Annotated in this window: 19 protein-coding genes; 15 read left to right on the top strand and 4 right to left on the bottom strand. The window is 68.7% G+C overall.

Going from position 1 to position 19,495, the window contains the following annotated elements:
* Nucleotides 1-38: 38 nt before the first annotated feature.
* Together gcvPA and gcvPB are read left to right on the top strand one after the other, a co-directional pair.
* The gene (gcvPA, locus tag CKY28_RS01595; RefSeq protein ID WP_095996577.1) at nucleotides 39-1,397 is read left to right on the top strand and encodes an aminomethyl-transferring glycine dehydrogenase subunit GcvPA; all 1,359 of its coding nucleotides are present in this window, start codon (nucleotides 39-41) and stop codon (nucleotides 1,395-1,397) included.
* A complete protein-coding gene (gcvPB, locus tag CKY28_RS01600) occupies nucleotides 1,394-2,968 on the top strand; it encodes an aminomethyl-transferring glycine dehydrogenase subunit GcvPB (protein WP_095996578.1) in 1,575 nt (524 codons plus the stop codon). The genes gcvPA and gcvPB overlap by 4 nt, the downstream gene beginning before the upstream one ends.
* Before the next feature lie 3 nt (nucleotides 2,969-2,971).
* Here the strand turns inward: gcvPB and CKY28_RS01605 are convergent, their stop codons facing one another.
* The 3 genes from CKY28_RS01605 to CKY28_RS01615 are packed head-to-tail and all read right to left on the bottom strand — an operon-like array spanning nucleotide 2,972 to nucleotide 5,810.
* Nucleotides 2,972-3,322, bottom strand: a complete 351-nt coding sequence (locus CKY28_RS01605; RefSeq protein WP_095996579.1) for a hypothetical protein — start codon at nucleotides 3,320-3,322, stop codon at nucleotides 2,972-2,974.
* Nucleotides 3,319-4,086, bottom strand: coding sequence for an FRG domain-containing protein (locus CKY28_RS01610; protein WP_095996580.1), 768 nt, complete (start codon nucleotides 4,084-4,086; stop codon nucleotides 3,319-3,321). Before CKY28_RS01610 ends, CKY28_RS01605 begins: the two co-directional genes overlap by 4 nt.
* Complete coding sequence (locus tag CKY28_RS01615) at nucleotides 4,083-5,810, bottom strand: DUF885 domain-containing protein (protein ID WP_095996581.1); 1,728 nt, start codon at nucleotides 5,808-5,810, stop codon at nucleotides 4,083-4,085. Before CKY28_RS01615 ends, CKY28_RS01610 begins: the two co-directional genes overlap by 4 nt.
* Nucleotides 5,811-5,855: 45 nt before the next feature.
* Between CKY28_RS01615 and CKY28_RS01620 the strand changes: the two genes are divergently transcribed.
* Complete coding sequence (locus tag CKY28_RS01620) at nucleotides 5,856-6,449, top strand: DUF938 domain-containing protein (RefSeq protein WP_095996582.1); 594 nt, start codon at nucleotides 5,856-5,858, stop codon at nucleotides 6,447-6,449.
* Here CKY28_RS01620 and CKY28_RS01625 read toward each other — a convergent pair.
* The gene (locus tag CKY28_RS01625; RefSeq protein WP_095996583.1) at nucleotides 6,446-7,354 is read right to left on the bottom strand and encodes a DMT family transporter; all 909 of its coding nucleotides are present in this window, start codon (nucleotides 7,352-7,354) and stop codon (nucleotides 6,446-6,448) included. The two genes, CKY28_RS01620 and CKY28_RS01625, sit on opposite strands and share 4 nt — an antisense overlap.
* Before the next feature lie 139 nt (nucleotides 7,355-7,493).
* On the opposite strand from CKY28_RS01625, the gene CKY28_RS01630 reads away from it, so the two are divergent.
* The 12 genes from CKY28_RS01630 (at nucleotide 7,494) to CKY28_RS01685 (ending at nucleotide 19,479) form a co-directional block, all read left to right on the top strand.
* A complete protein-coding gene (locus tag CKY28_RS01630; RefSeq protein WP_095996584.1) occupies nucleotides 7,494-9,029 on the top strand; it encodes an aminoacyl--tRNA ligase-related protein in 1,536 nt (511 codons plus the stop codon).
* Nucleotides 9,030-9,286: 257 nt separating this feature from the next.
* Nucleotides 9,287-9,631: a DUF6152 family protein gene (locus CKY28_RS01635; RefSeq protein ID WP_095996585.1), complete on the top strand. Its 345-nt coding sequence runs from the start codon at nucleotides 9,287-9,289 to the stop codon at nucleotides 9,629-9,631.
* Between the two features lie 5 nt (nucleotides 9,632-9,636).
* Nucleotides 9,637-10,110 carry a hypothetical protein gene (locus CKY28_RS01640; protein WP_095996586.1) on the top strand — a complete coding sequence of 158 codons (474 nt, stop codon included), beginning with the start codon at nucleotides 9,637-9,639 and terminating at the stop codon, nucleotides 10,108-10,110.
* A gap of 66 nt (nucleotides 10,111-10,176) precedes the next feature.
* Nucleotides 10,177-11,559 carry an APC family permease gene (locus CKY28_RS01645; RefSeq protein WP_245841492.1) on the top strand — a complete coding sequence of 461 codons (1,383 nt, stop codon included), beginning with the start codon at nucleotides 10,177-10,179 and terminating at the stop codon, nucleotides 11,557-11,559.
* Nucleotides 11,560-11,685: 126 nt separating this feature from the next.
* A complete protein-coding gene (locus CKY28_RS01650; RefSeq protein ID WP_095996587.1) occupies nucleotides 11,686-13,923 on the top strand; it encodes a S9 family peptidase in 2,238 nt (745 codons plus the stop codon).
* Nucleotides 13,924-13,982: 59 nt separating this feature from the next.
* Nucleotides 13,983-15,011, top strand: a complete 1,029-nt coding sequence (locus tag CKY28_RS01655; protein WP_095996588.1) for an aspartate-semialdehyde dehydrogenase — start codon at nucleotides 13,983-13,985, stop codon at nucleotides 15,009-15,011.
* Nucleotides 15,012-15,042: 31 nt separating this feature from the next.
* Nucleotides 15,043-15,294 (top strand): FitA-like ribbon-helix-helix domain-containing protein, encoded by a 252-nt coding sequence (locus CKY28_RS01660; protein WP_095996589.1) that lies wholly within the window; start codon nucleotides 15,043-15,045, stop codon nucleotides 15,292-15,294.
* Entirely contained in the window at nucleotides 15,291-15,695 is a 405-nt protein-coding gene (locus CKY28_RS01665; protein WP_176472915.1) for a type II toxin-antitoxin system VapC family toxin, read from the top strand. Before CKY28_RS01660 ends, CKY28_RS01665 begins: the two co-directional genes overlap by 4 nt.
* On the top strand, nucleotides 15,688-16,134 hold the full coding sequence (locus CKY28_RS01670) for a GFA family protein (protein WP_095996591.1): 447 nt from the start codon (nucleotides 15,688-15,690) through the stop codon (nucleotides 16,132-16,134). The genes CKY28_RS01665 and CKY28_RS01670 overlap by 8 nt, the downstream gene beginning before the upstream one ends.
* Nucleotides 16,115-16,876 carry an alpha/beta fold hydrolase gene (locus CKY28_RS01675; protein ID WP_095996592.1) on the top strand — a complete coding sequence of 254 codons (762 nt, stop codon included), beginning with the start codon at nucleotides 16,115-16,117 and terminating at the stop codon, nucleotides 16,874-16,876. The genes CKY28_RS01670 and CKY28_RS01675 overlap by 20 nt, the downstream gene beginning before the upstream one ends.
* 30 nt (nucleotides 16,877-16,906) lie before the next feature.
* Nucleotides 16,907-18,745 carry a M2 family metallopeptidase gene (locus tag CKY28_RS01680; protein WP_095996593.1) on the top strand — a complete coding sequence of 613 codons (1,839 nt, stop codon included), beginning with the start codon at nucleotides 16,907-16,909 and terminating at the stop codon, nucleotides 18,743-18,745.
* A complete protein-coding gene (locus CKY28_RS01685; RefSeq protein WP_095996594.1) occupies nucleotides 18,739-19,479 on the top strand; it encodes an SIMPL domain-containing protein in 741 nt (246 codons plus the stop codon). Before CKY28_RS01680 ends, CKY28_RS01685 begins: the two co-directional genes overlap by 7 nt.
* The last annotated feature ends 16 nt before the right edge of the window (nucleotides 19,480-19,495 follow it).

Genomic DNA, 19,495 nt, shown 5'->3' on the forward strand with positions numbered 1-19,495 from the left:
CGAGAGCCCCTCCCGTGGGAAGGGGCGGAGATGATTGAATGCGCTACCTTCCCCTGACCCAACACGACCGCGAGGCGATGCTGTCCGTCGTCGGCGCGGGCTCGATCGACGACCTGTTCGTCGACGTTCCCGAGGCCGCGCAGCTCGACGGCCCCGTGCACGGCCTGCCCGACCACGCGAGCGAGCTCGCGGTCGAACGGCATATGACCGCGCTCGCGCGAAAAAACACCGTCGCAGGGGAGGTGCCCTTCTTCCTGGGCTGCGGCGCGTACAAGCATCACGTGCCCGCCAGCGTCGATCACCTGATCCAGCGCGGCGAGTTCCTGACGGCCTACACGCCCTACCAGCCCGAGATCGCGCAGGGCACGCTGCAGATGCTGTTCGAGTTCCAGACGCAGGTCGCGCGCCTGCTCGGGACCGACGTCGCCAATGCGTCGATGTACGACGGCTCGACCGCCTGCTGGGAGGCGATCGGCATGGCGCGGCGCATCACCAAGCGGGGCAAGGCGATCCTCTCGTCGGGGCTCCACCCGCACTATGTCTCCGTCGCGAAGACGATGGCGAAGTTCACGGGCGACGTGCTGGAGAGCGCGGCCCCGACGCTCTCCGCGGAGACGGACGTCGCCGACCTTATCGCCCGGATCGACGCCGATACGAGCTGCGTCGTCGTGCAATATCCCGACATCCTCGGCCGCATCGCCGACCTTTCGGAGCTCGCGACCGCGTGCCAGGCCAAGAAAGCGCTGTTGATCGCGGTCGTGACCGAGCCGGTGGCGCTTGGCGCGATCAAGTCGCCCGGCGAGATGGGCGCGGACATCGTAGTCGGCGAAGGCCAGTCGCTCGGTGTCGGCCTGCAGTTCGGCGGCCCGTATGTGGGCCTGTTCGGGTGCAAGGATAAGTATGTCCGTCAGATGCCCGGCCGGCTCTGCGGCGAGACGGTGGACGCCGACGGCCGCCGCGGCTTCGTGCTGACGCTGTCCACGCGCGAGCAGCATATCCGCCGCGAAAAGGCGACGTCGAACATCTGCACCAACTCCGGCCTCTGCGCGCTCGCCTTCTCGATCCACATGACGCTGTTGGGCGAGAAGGGCCTGCGCGGGCTGGCGATGGTGAACCACACCAAAGCGGTCGCGGCGGCCGAGCGGCTGGCGCAGGTGCCGGGCGTCGAGCTCGTGACCGACCGCTTCTTCAACGAGTTCACGCTCAAGCTGCCGACCGAGGCACGGCCTGTAGTGCGCACGCTCGCCGAACGAGGCGTGCTCGCGGGCGTATCGCTCGGCCGCCTCTACCCGGACGCGGACGAGCTCAAGAACGGACTGGTCGTCGCGGTCACGGAGGTCGTGACCGACGAGGATGTCGAGGCGCTGGCGACGGCGCTGCAGGAGGTGCTGGCATGAACGCGATCAACCAGAGCGGTTGGAAGCCGCAGATGAACGCCCGCGAGGGCGGCGCGCCCATGACCTCGACGGGCAACAAGGCGCTGATGCTCGAGGAGGCGCTGATTTTCGAGATCGGCTCCGACGAGACCTGCGGCGTCGACCTGCCCGAGGTCGATGCGGCCGCGAGCCGCCTCGGCGACCTCGCCCGCGAGCGCCCGATCGGCCTGCCCGGCCTGTCGGAGCCCGAGGCGGTGCGCCACTACACGCGGCTGTCGCGCCAGAACTACGCGATCGACCTGGGTCTCTTCCCGCTCGGGTCGTGCACGATGAAGCACAATCCGCGCCTCAACGAGAAGATGGCGCGGCTGCCCGGCTTCGCGGATGTGCACCCGCTCGCACCCGTCGACTCGATCCAGGGCGCGCTGGAGGTGATCCACCAGCTCGCGCACTGGCTCGTTACGCTGACCGGCATGCACTCGGTCGCGATGAGCCCCAAGGCGGGCGCGCACGGCGAGTTGTGCGGCATCCTGGCGATCAAGGCGGCGCTCGAAGCCTGCGGAGAGAGCGGCCGCAAGGTCATCCTTGTGCCGGAGAGCGCGCACGGCACCAACCCCGCCACCGCCGCTTTCGCCGGCTTCACGGTCGAGGACATTCCCGCGACGCCGGAGGGCCGCGTGGACCTGGCGGCGCTGACCGCGCGGCTGGGGCCGGACGTGGCGGGTGTGATGATCACCAACCCGAACACCTGCGGCCTGTTCGAGCGCGACATGAAGGCGATCTCGGACGCGGTCCACGAGGCGGGCGGCTTCGTCTACTGCGACGGCGCGAACTTCAACGCCATCGTCGGCCGCGTTCGTCCGGGCGACCTCGGCATCGACGCGATGCACATCAACCTGCACAAGACCTTCTCCACGCCGCATGGCGGCGGTGGGCCGGGGTCGGGACCCGTGGTGTTCTCCGAAGCGCTCGCGCCCTACGCGCCGCTGCCCTTCGTCGAGAAGCACGGCGACCACTTCGTCCTGGTCGAGGAGGAGACGGCGAGGCAGGAGCAGCACGGCTCCAGCTTCGGCCGCATGGTGGCGTTCCACGGCCAGATGGGCATGTTCACCCGCGCGCTGACCTACATTCTCAGCCACGGCGCGGACGGCCTGCGCCAGGTCGCCGAAGACGCGGTGCTCAACGCCAATTACGTGCTCCGCCGGCTGGAGGACGTGCTCGACGCGCCGTTCGGCGGGTCGGGCCCGTGCATGCACGAGGCGCTGTTCTCGGACGAAGGCCTGGCGGAGGGCTTCACCACGCTCGACGTCGCCAAGGGGCTGATCGACGAGGGCTACCACCCGATGACGATGTACTTCCCGCTCGTCGTCCACGGCGCGATGCTGGTCGAGCCGACCGAAACCGAGTCGAAGGCGGCGCTGGACCAGTTCATCGACGCGCTCCGCTCGGTCGCCGAGCGCGCCAAGGCCGGCGACGCGAGCCTCAAGAGCGCCCCGCACTTCGCCCCCCGCGCGCGGCTCGACGAGACGCTGGCGGCGCGCAAGCCCGTGCTGGTCTGGAAGGAGCAGCCGCTGGCCGAGGCGGCGGAGTAAGGCTTATTCGTAGAAAGATCTGGTGTCGACGTGAATGCTTTCGATCGTGACATCGCCGACACCGGATCGACCGCGCACCGTGGCGAGATACTCGTCGCTTATTGAGTCCTCATCGTCGGATGATCCGTAGACAAGGGTCACATACACGGTGGCAATCGCCTCGAACCTGCCCTCCGTGTCCATGACGACGCTGTCCGGATCGCCGTCGACCGTTTCAAATTGCGTTCGCGACGAGAGGTCAGCGAGAGCCTGCCACGCTCCAAAATCCTCCAAGGCGTTCTGATCCAGCGCGTTGATCTCGTTGATGATCTCATCCACCGAGCTTCGCTCTTCGGTCGTTCTGGCGATGGTCATGAGATCACTCCTAAACGAACACCCCGAGCCGCTTGCCAAGCCGCTCGTGCGCCTAAACCGTCGAGCCCACCCATTATATAAAGCGGGTCGACACCGAGGTAAAACAATCGCCTCAGAAAGAATTCGCGGTGCTGGCCCGCAACATCGAAGATGTGCCTTGTCTTCTGGAGCGGCAGGTCCCAGCTCTGGTCAGGGCGAGGGTGAAGGCTGAATAGGCCACTTTGCGAGCCGATGCGGCTTGAAATCGCGCGAGGCTGTACGAACCGCACTTCCGTTTCCAAGAACGGGTCGGTATTTCCATCGATGTTCAACATTTGAGCGCGGCGAACGCGGGTAGCGACGATGCGACACGCGACCGCCGATCGTTCCGGGGTGGCTCTGACGTCCACACCGTCGATACATACATCTTTAGGTCCGGCCGGACTTGACGCAGCGAAGTAGGCTGCAACGAATGGATTGGTTGACCAGTCCAACAAGCGGGTCGGCACGCCATGGTGCTGTGCGAGCGCCAGGTATTCCCAATCCCGAAAGCCAGTGTCCGTTTGATGCAGCGGTACCGCGCGGCGGAAGCTGGCGAGCACAGATCGCTCTCGAGCCAACGAATAGTTCGGGATGCGTCCAATCGATGGAAGTAACCGAAAACTCGCGTCTCCCATGCCTCTAAACACCCATCCAGAGTCGCTGTGCTTATCGACCCAGTCCAGAAACGCACGCCAACGCTTCAGGGAGCTGTCGTCCGGGTCCGCACGCGTCGTTTCGGTCATAACAACTCCGCATAAGGTGCTCGCCCGCCCTCGGCAATGAAGCGGTCGATCCGCGCCTCCAGCACGGGGAGCGGGACGGAGCCGGTGGACAGCACCGTATCGTGAAAGGCGCGGACGTCGAACTTCGGGCCCAGCGCCTTCTCCGCCTTCGTGCGGGCACGCTGGATCGCGAGCTGGCCGAGATAGTAGCTCAGCGCCTGGCCGGGCCAGCCGATATAGCGGTCGACCTCCGTCGTGATCTCCCGTTCGGACAGCGCGGTGTTGTCGCGAAAGAACGCCTGCCCCTGTTCGCGCGTCCAGCCTTTCGAGTGGATACCCGTGTCGATCACCAGCCGCGCCGCGCGCCACATCTGATAACTGAGCATGCCGAACCGCTCGTAGGCGTCGCGGTAGTAGCCCATTTCGTCGCCCAGCCGCTCGGTGTAGAGCGCCCAGCCTTCGCCGTACGCCGAGATATAGCTCTGACGGCGGAAGGGCGGCAGGTCGTCGTTCTCCGCCGCCAGCGAGATCTGGAACGAGTGGCCGGGCGCGCTCTCGTGGAGCGTCAGCGCGGGCAGCTGGAACAGCGGCCGCGCGGGCAGGTCGTAGGTGTTGACCCAGTAGGTGTCGCGCCCGCCGCGGCCCGCCGTGTAGAAGGGCGCGATGTCGTCGGGCACAGGCTTCACGGCGAAGCGGCCGCGAGGCAGGCGGCCGAACCACCGCTCGGCCATGCCGTCGAAGCGCTTGGACAGCCAGGCGGCCTCCTTCAACAACTGGTCGGGCGTCTTGGCATAGAAGCGCGGGTCGGTGCGCAGGAACGTGAGGAACGCCTTGAGGTCGCCGTCGAACTTCACCTCGCGGCGGATCACCTCCATTTCCGCCCGGATCTTCGCGACCTCGGCGACGCCGATCGCGTGCACCTGGTCGGCGCTGAGGTCGAGCGTGGTGAAAGCGCGGATGCGGGAGCGGTAATAGGCCCCGCCGCTGGGGTAAGCTTCCGCCGCGAGCGTCTCCGTCAGCCCCGGGAAGTAGGCGGTACGCAAGAAGGCGAGCAGGCGCTGGTGCGCCGGGATCACGCCCGCCGCGATCACCCGCCGCGCCTCCGCCTGCAGCGCGGTCCGCGTGGCGGCCGGGATGGTCGCGGGCAGCTTGGCGAACGGCTCGTAATAGACGGTGGCCGTCGGGTCCTTCGCCTCGGCGATGGCGACGACGGGCCGCTCGCGCCCCTGCATCACGATCGCGGGCGGTGTGAAGCCGCGGGCCAGGCCGGCGCGCATACTGGCGATCTGCTGGTCGATGTAGCGCGGCTGCTCGGCCAACTGCGACAGGTAGGCGCGGTAGTCCGCCTCGCCGCGCGCGAAGCCGCCGCGGGCGGCGTATTGCAGGTCGCCCCAGAAGGCGGAGTCGCCGTTGACCGGCTTCTCCCACTCGCGGAAGCGCTCGTCGTCGAGCAGCGTCGCGATCTGGTTGCGATAAACCTGGTGGTCGATGCGCGCCTGGGGCGAGAGCTTCGCCTCGTCCAGCGCGTCGAGGCGGCGCAGCACGTCGGTCCAGCGCGCCTCGCGCCGGGCGTGCGCGGCGGCGGACACGTCGGCGAGGTGCGCGGAGACGGCGTCCGGATCGTCGTCGGCCAGGTGCTCGGCGACGCGCTGCTTCCATTCTGCCTGCCAGATGGCGGCGAACCGTGCGTCCTCGGACGGCACGGCAGCGGCGGCGACGAGCAGGGCTAAGGGCAGGAAACGCATGCGCCGAGCTTGGCGGCGGGCCGGGCCTAGGGCAAGGCCCCGGCGATGACCGATCCCCGCCGGTACGCCCCAGCCACGGTCCGCAACCGCGACGCGATCGCCGCGGTGCTCCGCGAGGTGCTGCCGATGTCCGGACTGGTGCTGGAGGTCGCGAGCGGGACGGGCGAACATTGCGCCTGGTTCGCCGGGCTGTTCCCCGCGCTGGAGTGGCAGCCGAGCGATCCCGATGGGCAGGCGCTCGCGTCGATCACAGCCTGGTGCGAGGGGCTGCCCAACGTGCGTCCGCCGATCGCGCTCGATGCCGCGGGCGAGTGGCCGGTCGAGCGGGCGGACGCGGTGCTGTGCATCAACATGGTCCATATCAGCCCGTGGGCGGCGACGCTGGGCCTGCTCGCGGGCGCGACACGGCTGCTGCCGGCGGGAGCGCCGCTCTACCTCTACGGCCCGTACAGGCGAGCCGACGTGCCGACCGCGCCGTCCAACGAGGCGTTCGACCAGTCGCTGCGGATGCGGAACCCCGAATGGGGCCTGCGCGACTTGGAGGAGGTCACGCGCGTCGCTGAACAGGCCGGGTTCACCTTCGAGCGGCTGGTCGAGATGCCGGCGAACAACCTGTCTGTGGTGTACCGCCGCCGCTAGGCCGGGTCGCCGATCGCCTGGCTCGTCTCCTGGCGACGGCGGACCTGCTCGCGCCAGACGATGACGAGGCCGCTCGCGATGATGATCGGCGCGCCGACCCAGGTTGCCGGCGCAGGCAGCGCGTCGAAGAGGAGCCAGCCGAGCAACGTCGCGTAGAGCAGGCTGGAATAGTCCATCGGTACTACCACAGACACGGGGCCGAGCCGGAGCGAGCCCGTCATCGCGAACTGCGCCGCGCCGCCGAGGAAGCCGATGCCGAAAAGGTAGGCCCAGGTGAGCGGCGGGTGCGCCTGCACGTCGAACAAGTAGAGCGCGCCCAGCGGCGGAAGAGACAGAACGGAGAACCAGAACACCGTCGTTCCGGTCGATTCCGTCCGGCTCATCCGGCGGAGCAGGATGGAGACGAAGGCGGTCAGCAGGCAGCCGCACAACGCCACGCCCGCGGCCCAGAGCGGGATGCTGCTCCCGCCCGGCTGCGTCACGATCAGCACGCCTAAGAAGCCGGCCAGCACCGCGCCCCAGCGCCACACGCCCGTCGGCTCCTTGAGCACCAGCGCGCCTATAATCGTGGCGAAGACCGGGATGGTGAAGCCGATCGCGGTCGACTCGGCCAACGGCAGCGCCATGATCGCGGTGAAGAAGCACGCCATCGCCGCGAGCCCGACGACCGCGCGGAGCAGGTGCGAGCCCATCCGCCGCGTGCGGACGGAGCCGAGGCCGGGACCGGCCGCGATCACGGCGGTGATGAGCAGCGCTGCGCCGAACTGGCGGAAGAACAGGATCTCCATCAGCTCCGCGCCCGCGCCCTCGGCGAGCTTGATGACGGCGTTCATGGTGCCGAACAGCGCGACGGAGAGCAGGCGCAGGCCGATGGCGGCGGGGATGCGGTCTTGCGTGTCGGCCACTCTTCTCTTCCGTCATGCCGGGCTCGACCCGGCATCCATGCGCGTCCGCTGGCCGCAGTCGCGTCGCGAATGACCGCGCATGGACCCCGGATCAAGTCCGGGGTGACGAAAAGGAGGAGGAGCGGTAAGCGCCCCGCCCATGGCCATCAAACACGCGCTCCCCGTCACCCGCGAGCAGGACTTCGCCGCCTGGTACCAAGCCGTCATCGCCGAGGCCGATCTGGCCGAGGAGTCGGGCGTGCGCGGGTGCATGGTGATCCGGCCCTGGGGTTACGGCATCTGGGAGCGCATCCAGCGGCTGCTCGACGATCGGATCAAGGCGACGGGGCACGAGAACTGCTATTTCCCGCTCTTCATCCCGCTCTCCTATTTCGAGAAGGAGGCGGAGCATGTGGAGGGGTTCGCCAAGGAGATGGCGGTGGTCACGCACCACCGGCTCGTCGGCGACGGCAAGGGCGGGCTGACGCCGGACCCGGAAGCCAAGCTGGAGGAGCCGCTGGTCGTGCGGCCGACGTCGGAGACGGTGATCGGCGCGGCCTTCGCCCGCTGGGTGCAATCGTGGCGCGACCTGCCGGTGCTGATCAACCAATGGGCGAACGTCGTGCGCTGGGAGATGCGCACGCGCATGTTCCTGCGCACCGCCGAGTTCCTGTGGCAGGAGGGGCATACCGCGCACGCGTCGGCGGACGAGGCGCGCGAGGAGACGCTACGGATGCTGGAGGTTTATCGCGAGTTCGCGGAGACCTGCCTGGCGCTGCCCGTGATCGCGGGCGAGAAGCCGGAGAACGAGCGTTTCCCGGGCGCGGTCGCGACCTACTCGATTGAAGCGATGATGCAGGACGGCAAGGCGCTCCAGGCAGGCACCAGCCATTTCCTCGGCACCAACTTCGCCTCCGCGCAGAACATCCGGTTCCAAAATGCGGAGGGGCAGCTCGAACTCGCCAATACGACGAGTTGGGGCGTGTCGACGCGCATGATCGGCGGCGTGATCATGGTGCACGGCGACGACGACGGCCTGCGCGTGCCGCCGCGCATCGCGCCGTGGCAGGTGGTGATCGTCCCCATGCTGCGCGATCAGCCGGAGGATGGGGCGATCGTCGCCTATTGCCGCGAGCTGCAGGGCGAGCTGGCGAAGCTGAGCGCGTTCGGCGAGCCGGTGCGGGCGCTGCTCGACCAACGCCACGGCAAGGCGGCGAACAAGCGCTGGAGTTGGGTCAAGAAGGGCGCGCCGGTGATCATCGAGGTCGGCGGGCGCGATGTGGCGGGCGGCAACGTGTCGGTGATCCGGCGCGACCGGCTGTACCGCGAGGACGGCAAGGTCGACAGCGCGATCAGCCAGCGCGACGCGTTCCTGGGCGAGGCGGCGGGCCTGTTGGAGGCGATCCAGGCCGCGCTGCACGCCGAGGCGACCGAGCGCCTGCGCGACGGCATCGGGCCCGTCGCTGACTGGGCGGGCGTGGAGGCGCGCTTCGCCGAGTCCGCGCGCAATCCGGGCTGGGCCGAGGTCGCCTGGTCGCGGCCGAGCGGCGACGAGCTGGACGCGGTGGTCGAGCGGCTGAAGGCGCTCAAGCTTACGATCCGCAACGCGCCGATGGGGCAGGGGAGGCCGGAGGGGAGTTGCGTCTTTACGGGCCGGCCCGCGGTCGAGCGGGTGCTGATCGGGCGGGCTTACTAGGTCCAGGGTAACGGAACGCCCTGCCGTCACCCCGGACTTGTTCCGGGGTCCATCGCTGTCCGGACGAACCGGTTGCGGGTCTCGAACTACCGTTGGTGCGCGCTAATGTACGGGGATGCGTGTGCGACGATGGACCCCGGAACAAGTCCGGGGTGACGAGGGAGGGGGACGTTTGTGGCGTCGCGCCTTGTAGGACGGCGGCGCTTGACCCCGCTCCCGCATCGTGCGTTCCTGCTGTCGTTCGCAGGAGCAAACCGATGCGCACCATCCTCGCCACGTTCGCCCTTCTCCCGCTCGCCGCGCCCGCGGCGGCGCATCACGGGTGGAGCTCGTACGACGAAGCCAAGCCGTTGACCGTCAAGGGCCGGCTGGAGCAGGTCAGCTGGGGCAACCCCCACGGGACCGCGAAGATACGGCGCGGCAATCAGACCTGGGACGTGGTGCTGGCACCCGTGCAGCGGATGCAGGCGCGCGGGCTCGCGCTCGAGGAGATCAACAAGGGCCAGCCCGTGACGTTGGTCGGCTACGCCCGGCGCGACGGCACGGCCGAGATGCGGATCGAGCGGATCACCGTCGGTTCCGAGACCGTCGAGCTGCGCTGACCTTAGTGGAAGCGGCGATCGGCGCGGCGGCCGCCTGGCTCGACGCAATCGGCCTGTCCGGTTGGGCGCGCGGGTCGGGGCAGGTGTACCCGATCGCCAACGTGCTCCACCTGCTCGGCCTCGTCATACTGGTCGGCGGGATCGGCGTCGTCGACCTCCGGCTCGCAGGCCTGTGGCGGGCGCTGCTGGTCGAGCCGCTCGCCCGCGCGCTGACGCCCGTCGCGGTGGCGGGCTTGGCTATCATGGTGGCGAGCGGCACGGTCCTGTTCGCCGCCGACGGCGAGGCGCTGGCCGCGTCGGCCATGTTCCAGCGCAAGCTGGTGCTGATCGCGCTGGCGGCGGCGAACGCGCTATTCTTTCGTTGGCGATGGAGGCGGCTGGGCGGACGGCCGGACGCGCTCGCGCGCGGGCTGGCGATCACGTCGATCGGGCTGTGGCTGGGCGTGGTCTATGCCGGGCGGATGATCGCTTACAGCTGACCCCCAGCGGCCTTGCGCGGGTCCGTTAACCACGTCATCACGCTGCCCGGGGTTGGGGGAACGCACGTGATCGAGGGGGAGACGCCCGCGGCGACGCCGCTCGTGCGCCGGCTGGGGCTGTGGGGCGTGCTGTTCCTGACGCTGTCGGTGACGACGCCCGCCTCGTCTGTCTTCGTGATCGTGCCGGGCATGTTCGCCGAAGCGGGAACGGGCGCGGTGTGGGCGATGGCAATCGCTGCGGTCGTGTGCGTCGCGACCGCCTTCATCTACGCCGAGCTGTCCTCCGCCTGGCCGGTGGCGGGCGGCGAGTATGTCGCGGTCGCGCATACGCTGGGGCCCGCCGCGGGGTTCGCGATGCTGGGCGTCAACGTGTTCAACAACCTGCTCTTCCCGCCGGTCGCCGGGCTCGGCGTGGCGGCGGTGCTGTCCGCAGTTGCGCCCGGCCTGCCGGCGGTGCCGATCGCGGTGGCGGTGGTGGCGGGATCGGCGCTGATCGCGGTGCTCGACATCCGCGTCAACGCCTGGGTGACGGGCGCCTTCCTGTTCACCGAGGTGGTAGCGCTGGCGGTCGTGGCGTGGCTCGGCTTCGCGGAGCCGGTGCGCGGGGCGGCGGAGTTGCTGCTCGCGCCCGTCGAGGCGACGGCGCAGGGCTTCGCGCCCGCAAGCGCGGCGGGGATCGGGCTGGCGACGACGATCGCGGTGTTCGCTCTCAACGGCTACGGCGCGGCGGTCTATTTCGCGGAGGAGATGCTGGACGCGCCCCGCCTGATCGCGCGGACGGTGCTGGCGGCGTTGGCGCTGACGCTGTTGCTCGAAGGGCTGCCGCTGCTGGCTGCGCTGGTCGGCACGCCGGACCTGCGCGCGCTGCTGACGGCGGAGGACCCGTTCGGGATGCTGGTCGCGCTGCGGGCGGGCGACGCGGTCGCGGGCTGGGTGGCGGTCGGCGTGGTGGTCGCGATCGTCAACTCGGTGATCGCCTGGACGGTCGCGTGCGCGCGCTTCTTCTACTCGAGCGGGCGGGATGGATGCTGGGGTCGGCCAGTGGATCGCTGGCTGACGGCGGTGCACCCGCGCCTCGGGTCTCCCTGGATCGGCACGCTGATGGTGGGCGCGGTGGGCGTCGCGTGCTGCCTTCTGCCGCTCCGGCTGCTGCTGGTGCTGAGCGGGACGGGGCTGCTCGTCATCTATGCGGGCATCGCGCTGGCGGCGGTAGCGGGACGGGGGAGCGAGCGATCGGCGCATGCGCCGTACCGGATGCCGCTCTACCCGCTCGCGCCCGCGGTGACGCTCGCGGCTCTCGCTTACGTGGCGTGGGTGGGCTGGTGGGACCTGGAGGAGGGGCGGCCGGCGCTGATCGCGACCGGGGCTCAGGTGATGCTGGCGCTCGGCTACTACCGCCTGGTGCTGCGGCGTAGGGGCGAGTGGACGGTGCGAGCGCCGAGCGAGTAACCCTCTCCCGCTTTCGCGGGAGAGGGCTGAGAAGGGGGGCTGTCCCTCTGTTGTTCCATCCGCTAGCTCCCGTTCATCTCGGGGCCGCTACCCGCGCGGCCCGATCCAGACGATACGGAGAGGTGGATGCGCGCATGGTGGCTCGGCTTGGCGTTGGCTTCGGTGGGGACGGCCGCGTTGGCGGGTGAGCAGGGCGCGCCCGCGGCGCAGGCGCAGCAGCTGACGCTGGAGCGCGTGTTCGGCAGCCCCGACCTGTCGGGCCAGCAGCCCCGCGCGCTGAAGCTGTCGCCAGACGGGAGCCTGCTCACGTCGCTGCGGCCGCGGGCGGACGAGCGCGAGCGCTTCGACCTCTGGGCGCGGGACACGCGCACCGGCGCGGAGCGGATGCTGGTCGACTCGAAGCAGGTCGGATCGGGCGCGGAGCTGTCTGAGGCGGAGAAGATGCAGCGCGAGCGCGCGCGAATCGGCGGGTCTAAGGGCATCGTAGCGTATGAATGGGCGCCGGACGGGAAGTCGATCCTCGTGCCGCTCGACGGCGATCTCTACCTCGCGACGCTCGACGGGCGGACGCGCAAGCTGACGAACACGCCGGAGGGCGAGCTGAACCCGGTCGTGTCCCCGCGCGGCGGTTACGTCAGCTTCGTGCGCGACCAGAACCTGTTCGTGCAGCCGCTGGCGGGCGGGGACGCGCGCGCGGTGACGACCGAGGGCAAGGGCACCGTCCATTTCGGAGAGGCCGAGTTCGTGGCGCAGGAGGAAATGGACCGGCGCACGGGCTATTGGTGGTCGCCCGACGAGCGCTACATCGCGGTGGAGCGGTTCGACGAGGCGCCGGTCAAGGTCGCGGTGCGCGCGGCGATTGGGGCGGACGGGACCAAGACCTACGAGCAGCGCTATCCCGCGGCGGGGACGCCCAACGTGCTGGTCGACCTGTTCGTGATGAAGCCGGACGGGTCGGGCCGGGTGAAGGTGGATCTCGGCCCGGACTCGGACATCTACCTGGCGCGCGTGGACTGGACGCCGGACGGCTCGGCGCTGCTGGTGCAGCGGCAGACGCGCGACCAGAAGACGCTCGACATGCTGCGCGTCGACCCGGCGACGGGCAAGTCGAGCGTGCTGTTCACCGAGCGGTCGGGCGAGCGGAGCTGGATCAACCTGACCGACGCGTACCGGCCGATGAAGGACGGCAGCCTGATCTGGCGCTCGGAGCGCGACGGGTTCGGGCACCTGTACCGCTTCGCGGGCGGCCGGTGGACGCAGCTGACCGACGGCGATTGGGTCGTGACGGACCTGGTCGGCGTCGACGAGGGGCGGGGGCGGCTCTACTTCCTGGGTAACAAGGACGACGTGCTCGAGCAGCACCTCTACGCGCTCGACTATAAGCGCCGCGCCCAGCCGAAGCGGCTGACCGAGCGCGGGTTCACGCACACGGCGGTCGCGGACGGCGACGCCGAGCGCTTCATCGTGTCGCGGTCGAATACGAACCAGCCGACGCAGGTGTACCTGGCCGACAGCGCGGGCGAGCGGCTGAGCTGGATCAACGAGAACGCGGTGGCGGGCGCGCACCCGTATCAGCCGTTCCTCGCGAGCCACGAGCCGTCGCGCTTCGGCACGATCAAGGCCGCGGACGGCTCGACGCTGCACTGGGAGATGATCACGCCCAAGCTGGAGCCGGGGAAAAGGTACCCCGTGTTCTTCCAGCACTATGGCGGGCCGCACAACCAGTCGGTGACGCGCGGGTGGAAGGGACCGTTGCCGCAGTTCCTGGTCGATCAGGGTTGGATCTTCTTCCAGATCGACAATCGCGGCTCGTACAACCGCGGCAAGGCGTTCGAGGACCAGATCTTCCACGCGATGGGCGGCGTAGAGGTCGCCGACCAGCTCGCGGGGGCGGAGTATCTGAAGACGCTGCCGTTCGTCGACGCGGGCAAGATCGCGACATACGGCTGGTCGTACGGCGGGTACATGACGATCAAGATGCTGGAAGCGAACCCCGGCGTGTACGCGGCGGGCGTGGCGGGCGCGCCGGTGACCGAGTGGCAGCTCTACGACACGCATTACACGGAGCGCTACCTGGGCGACCCGCGCACCGCGTCGGAGAGCTACAAGCGGTCGAACGCGATCGAGGAGGCGGGCAAGATCGCCGACCCGCTGCTCGTGATTCACGGCATGGCGGACGACAACGTGTTCCTGGACAACACCACCGCCTTCGCCGCCGCCATGCAGCGCGAGGCGCGGCCGTTCGAGATGATGCTCTATCCGGGCCAGACGCACCGCGTCGGCGGGCCGGGGGTCAGCGCGCATTTGTGGCGGACGATCCTGGGCTTCTTGGATCGGGAAGTCAGGAGCACGCCGGTTAAGTAAAGCTTGGTTGGCGGCTTCGCGGCCGGGGCCTATGTGTCCCGCGACTGTTGGAGGATCGAATGGGTTATCGTGTCGTGGTCGCGGGTGCCACCGGCAATGTCGGGCGCGAGATGGTCAACATCCTCGCCGAGCGCGAGTTTCCGGCCGACGAGATCGCGGTGCTGGCGAGCTCGCGCAGCCAGGGCGACCAGATCGAATATGGCGAGACGGGGCGGATGCTCACCGTCAAGAACATCGAGCATTTCGATCCCGCCGGTTGGGACATGGCGCTGTTCGCGATCGGGTCGGAGGCGACCAAGGTCTATGGGCCGAAGTTCGCGGCCGCCGGCTGCACGGTGATCGACAACTCGTCGCTCTACCGCATGGACCCGGACGTGCCGCTGATCGTGCCGGAGGTAAACGCGCACGCGATCGACGGCTACCGCGCCCGGAACATCATCGCCAACCCCAACTGCTCGACGGCGCAGATGGTGGTGGCGCTGAAGCCGCTCCACGACCGCGCCAAGATCAAGCGGGTGGTGGTGGCGACTTACCAGTCGGTCTCCGGCTCGGGCAAGGCGGGCATGGACGAGCTGTTCGAGCAGTCGCGCAACATCTTCGTCGGCGACCCCGCCGAGCCGAAGAAATACACTAAGCAGATCGCCTTCAACGTCATCCCCCACATCGACAGCTTCCTGGACGACGGCTCGACCAAGGAGGAGTGGAAGATGGTGGTCGAGACCAAGAAGATCCTCGATCCCAAGATCAAGGTGACCGCCACCTGCGTCCGCGTGCCCGTGTTCGTGGGCCACTCGGAGGCGATCAATATCGAATTCGAGGACGAGATCAGCGCGGCCGAAGCGCAACGCATCCTGCGCGAGGCGCCGGGAGTCATGCTCGTCGATAAGCGCGAAGACGGCGGTTACGTCACGCCCATCGAGTGCGTAGGCGAATACGCGACCTACGTCAGCCGCGTGCGCGAGGACCCGACGGTCGAGAACGGGCTGTCCTTGTGGTGCGTGAGCGATAATCTCCGCAAAGGCGCGGCGCTCAACGCGGTGCAGATCGCGGAGCTGCTCGGGCGGCGGCACCTGAAGAAGGCGGCTTGAGCGGGTGATATCACTTTGATATCACGCCGGCATGGCGCAGGTGCTTATTTGCAACCTCGATGACGAGACGGTCGCCGCTTATCGCGAAGCAGCCGAACGCAACGCTAGGTCTCTAGAGGCCGAGCTTCGAGAGGCGCTCAAGGCGATGCGGCCCCGGACCAGCGCCCAGATTAGCGCGTTGCGGGAGAGGGCGGCAGCGATCCGCGCAATGACGCCACCGGTGCCGCAGACGCCGGCCGTCGAGTTGGTTCGCGAGGATCGGGACGGATATCGCGGCGCGTGACTCGTGTGGTGGACACCAGCGTGGTGCTCGCCTGGTACGTGGCGGAGGAGGGTAGCGCAGCGGCGGCGAACTATCTTGGACAATCATTGGTGGCGCCGGGGCTGATGTGGTCGGAGCTGGCGAACGCGCTCTGGAAAAAGGTTAGACGACGCGAGATCGACGCGTTGCAAGCGGCGGCGGCGCTCGCGGACGCTGAGACGGCCGTGAACCGGCTTGATGAGCAGACGCTGGTGTCCCGAGCATTGGAGATCGGCTGCGCGTTGGACCACCCCGTATATGATTGTGTGTTTCTCGCGCTCGCGGAAGCTGTGGAGACGCGCGTAGTGACGGCGGACAAGAGGCTAGTGGAGGCCTGCGGTGGAACGAGCTACCGGGAGCTGCTCGAGGTAGTGGATGTCTAACACCGCCTCCGGCGGCTGCCAATGCGGACGAGTCCGCTACTCGGTCGAGATCGCGGACGATGACGCGTACCTCTGCCATTGCCGCATGTGCCAGCGGGCGACGGGCGGGGTGGCGGCGGCGTTGAAGGAGGTGCCGCGCGACGCGGTGACCTGGAACGCCGCGGAGCCGGACCGGTATCGGTCTTCGCCGATCGCGGTGCGCGGACACTGCGCCGAGTGCGGGACGCCGCTGACCTATGAGGGCGACGGGAGCACGCATCTCGACCTGACGGTGGGCAGCTTCGACGAGCCGGGCCGGTTCCGCCCGACGTCGCACGCCGGGATCGAGAGCCGGCACGAGGCGTGGCTGGACACGTCCGCGCTTCCCGGTAAGCGGACGGACGAACTGCCCAACATCACCGCCAAGTGGATCGCCGCCTGTGGCAAGCTCCCCGACTGAGACTCGTTTTTTTCACAGCTTCGACGGGGTGCGGATCGCCTATCGGGAGATGGGCGAGGGTCGGCCCGTGGTCCTGATCCACGGCTATTTCTCCGACGCGAATACCAATTGGATTAGATACGGACACGCGGCGGCGATCGCGGCCGAGGGGTTCCGAGTCATTATGCCCGATCTTAGGGCGCACGGGGAGAGCGACAAGCCGCACGGTCCGGCCGCGTACCCGCCCGACGCGCTGACGCGGGACGGCCATGCGCTGGTCGAGCATCTGGGGCTGACCGATTATGACCTGGGCGGCTACTCGCTGGGCGCGCGGACGGTGGCGCGGATGCTGACGACGGAAGCTTCGCCGCGGCGCGTCGTGTTCTCCGGCATGGGGCTCGAAGGCCTGCTACATACCGGTCGGCGGGTGGATCATTTCCGCAAGATCCTGACCAATCTTGGCTCGCACGAGCGCGGGTCGCCGGAGTGGATGGCGGAAGCGTTCTTGAAGACGACGGGCGGCGATCCGCAAGCGCTGCTGGGCGTGCTCGACACGTTCGTGGACACGCCGGAAAACGTGCTATCTCAACTGGTTCAGCCCGCGCTCATCGTCTGCGGGGCAGAGGATTTCGACAACGGTTCGGCGGCCGCGCTCGCCGACGCCATCCCGAACGCCCGCTATGCGGAGGTGCCGGGCGGGCATATGAGCGCGGTGGTCAAGCCGGAGCTGGGGCGGGCGATCGCCGACTTCCTGGCCGGTTGAGTTCAGAACAGAAGAGAGGGTTAGATCCAGATGATCCGTCGTACGTCGCTCTTCGCGCTCGCCTGCGCGATGGCCGCTCCCGCTTACGCCGACGCGCCCCAGGCCGCGCCGGTCGCCACCGCCGCCGCGGCGGGCACGCCCGCGGCGGCCGACGCCTTCGTCGCGCAGGCCGAGAAAGCGCTCGCCGACGCGTCGGTCGACGCCGGCCGGGTCGCCTGGGTCAACCAGACCTACATCACCGACGACACCGACGCGATGGCGGCCAAGGCGGGCGCCGAGATCACGGAAATGCAGGTGCGCTTCGGCCTGGAGGCGGCGCAGCACCTGCGCACGGCCGGCCTGTCCGCCGACACCAAGCGCAAGCTGGAGATCCTGCGCGGCGGCATCACCAGCCCCGCGCCGTCGCGCCCTGGCGCGGCGGGCGAGCTGTCGGAGATCAGCACGCGCATGTCGTCCACCTACGGCAAGGGCCGGGGCACGCTGGACGGCAAGCCGGTCAACGGCTCCGACATCGAGGCGGCGATGGGCGAGGTGCGCGACCCCGCCAAGCTGCAGGAGATGTGGGTCAGCTGGCACGATAATGTCGGCGCGCCCATGCGGGCGGACTACGCCAAGTCGGTCACGCTGATGAACGAAGGTGCGAAGGAGCTGGGCTTCACCGATACGGGCGCGATGTGGCGTTCGGGCTACGACATGCCGCCCGCCGAGTTCGAAAAGGCCGTGGACAAGATCTGGGCGGACCTGGAGCCGCTCTACAAGTCGCTCCATACCTACACGCGCTGGAAGCTCAACGAGAAGTACGGCGACGCCGTGCAGCCCAAGACCGGCCCGATCCGCGCCGACCTGCTCGGCAACATGTGGGCTCAGGAGTGGGGCAACATCTATGACGTCGTCGCCCCCGCCGGTGCGGGCGAGCTGGGCTTCGACACGGGCGAGCTGCTGAAAGCCAAGGGGTACGACCCGACCAAGATGGTCAAGGCGGGCGAGCAGTTCTACACCTCGCTCGGCTTAGCGGGGCTGCCGGAGACCTTCTGGCAGCGGTCGCAGATCGTGAAGCCCGCGGACCGCGAGGTGATCTGCCACGCGTCCGCGTGGAACCTCGACAACAAGGACGACCTGCGCATCAAGATGTGCACCAAGGTCAACTCCGACGACTTCGTGACCATCCATCACGAGCTCGGCCACAATTACTACCAACGGGCGTACAACCAGCAGCCGTTCCTCTACATGAACGGCGCGAACGACGGCTTCCACGAGGCGATCGGCGACTTCGTCGCGCTGTCCATCACGCCGGAGTATCTCACGCAGATCGGGTTGCTCGACAAGAGCCAGGTGCCCAGCGCCGACAAGGACGTGGGCCTGCTGCTGCGGCAAGGCATGGATAAGATCGCGTTCCTGCCGTTCGGCCTGCTGATGGATAAGTGGCGCTGGGGCGTCTATTCCGGGCAGATCCAGCCGGGCCAGTATCAGGCGGCGTGGGATCAGCTCCGGCTCAAGTACCAGGGCGTGAAGGCGCCGGTCGCGCGCGACGAAACCAAGTTCGACCCGGGTGCGAAGTACCACATTCCCGGCGGTACGCCTTATGCGCGATACTTCCTGGCGCGGGTGCTGCAGTTCCAGTTCTACGAGGCGGCGTGCCGGCAGGCCGGGTGGAAGGGCCCGCTGCACCGCTGCAGCTTTTACGGGAACAAGCAGGTCGGCGAGCGGCTGAACGCGATGATGGCCATGGGTCAATCCAAGCCTTGGCCCGACGCGCTGCAGGCGTTCACCGGCAGCCGCGAGATGTCGGGCAAGGCGATGGCGAACTATTTCGCGCCGTTGAAGAAGTGGCTCGACCAGCAGAACCGGGGTAAGCCGAGCGGATGGTGAGATTTGCCGCCCTCGTCCTAGCCCTGATCGCCTCGCCGGCTGCGGCGCAGATCGCGTTGCAGCCCGGCGAGACGTTGCTGGAGGTGCAGGCGGCGGGCAACCACAAGTTCCGGCCGGACGCCGCCTTCATCAGCATCGGCGTGGTGAGCACGGGCGCGACCGCGCAGGAGGCGACGGAGGCGAACGCCAGGCAGATGGCGGCGGTGATCCGGGCGGTGCGCGACGCCGGGATCGCCGAACGCTTCATCCGGACGCAGCAGATCAGCGTCCAGCCGCGGTTCCAACGCGGCAGTCCCCAGGACTATGAGGGCCAGCCGCGGATCAGCGGCTACGTCGCGAACAACAGCGTCGCCGTCACGGTGACGCAGCTCGCCCGGGCCTCCGACGTGATCGGCGCGGCGTTCGCGGCCGGGGCGAACTCGGTCAACGGGCCGAACTTGGGCACGCTCGACCCGAGCAGCGGCCTTCCCGAGGCGCGTGCGGCCGCGCTCGCCAACGCCAAGGCGCAGGCGGACACCTATGCCGCGGGACTCGGCATGCGGGTCTCGCGCGTGCTCAGGGTGAGCGAGCGCGGCAACTACGCGCGGCCGGTCGACTATGTGGTCGTGACGGGAAGTCGGGTCGGCGGCGGTCCGCCGCCTCCGCCACCCCCGCCTCCGCCGCCGCCCGTCGCGAGCGGGGAAATGGAGCGGACGGCGACGGTTTGGATCGACTATGCGCTCGTGCCGAGGTGACTGGGGTAGGCGGGTA

It is taken from the genome of Sphingomonas lenta, from assembly GCF_002288825.1.
Classification (GTDB): Bacteria; Pseudomonadota; Alphaproteobacteria; order Sphingomonadales; family Sphingomonadaceae; genus Sphingomonas; species Sphingomonas lenta.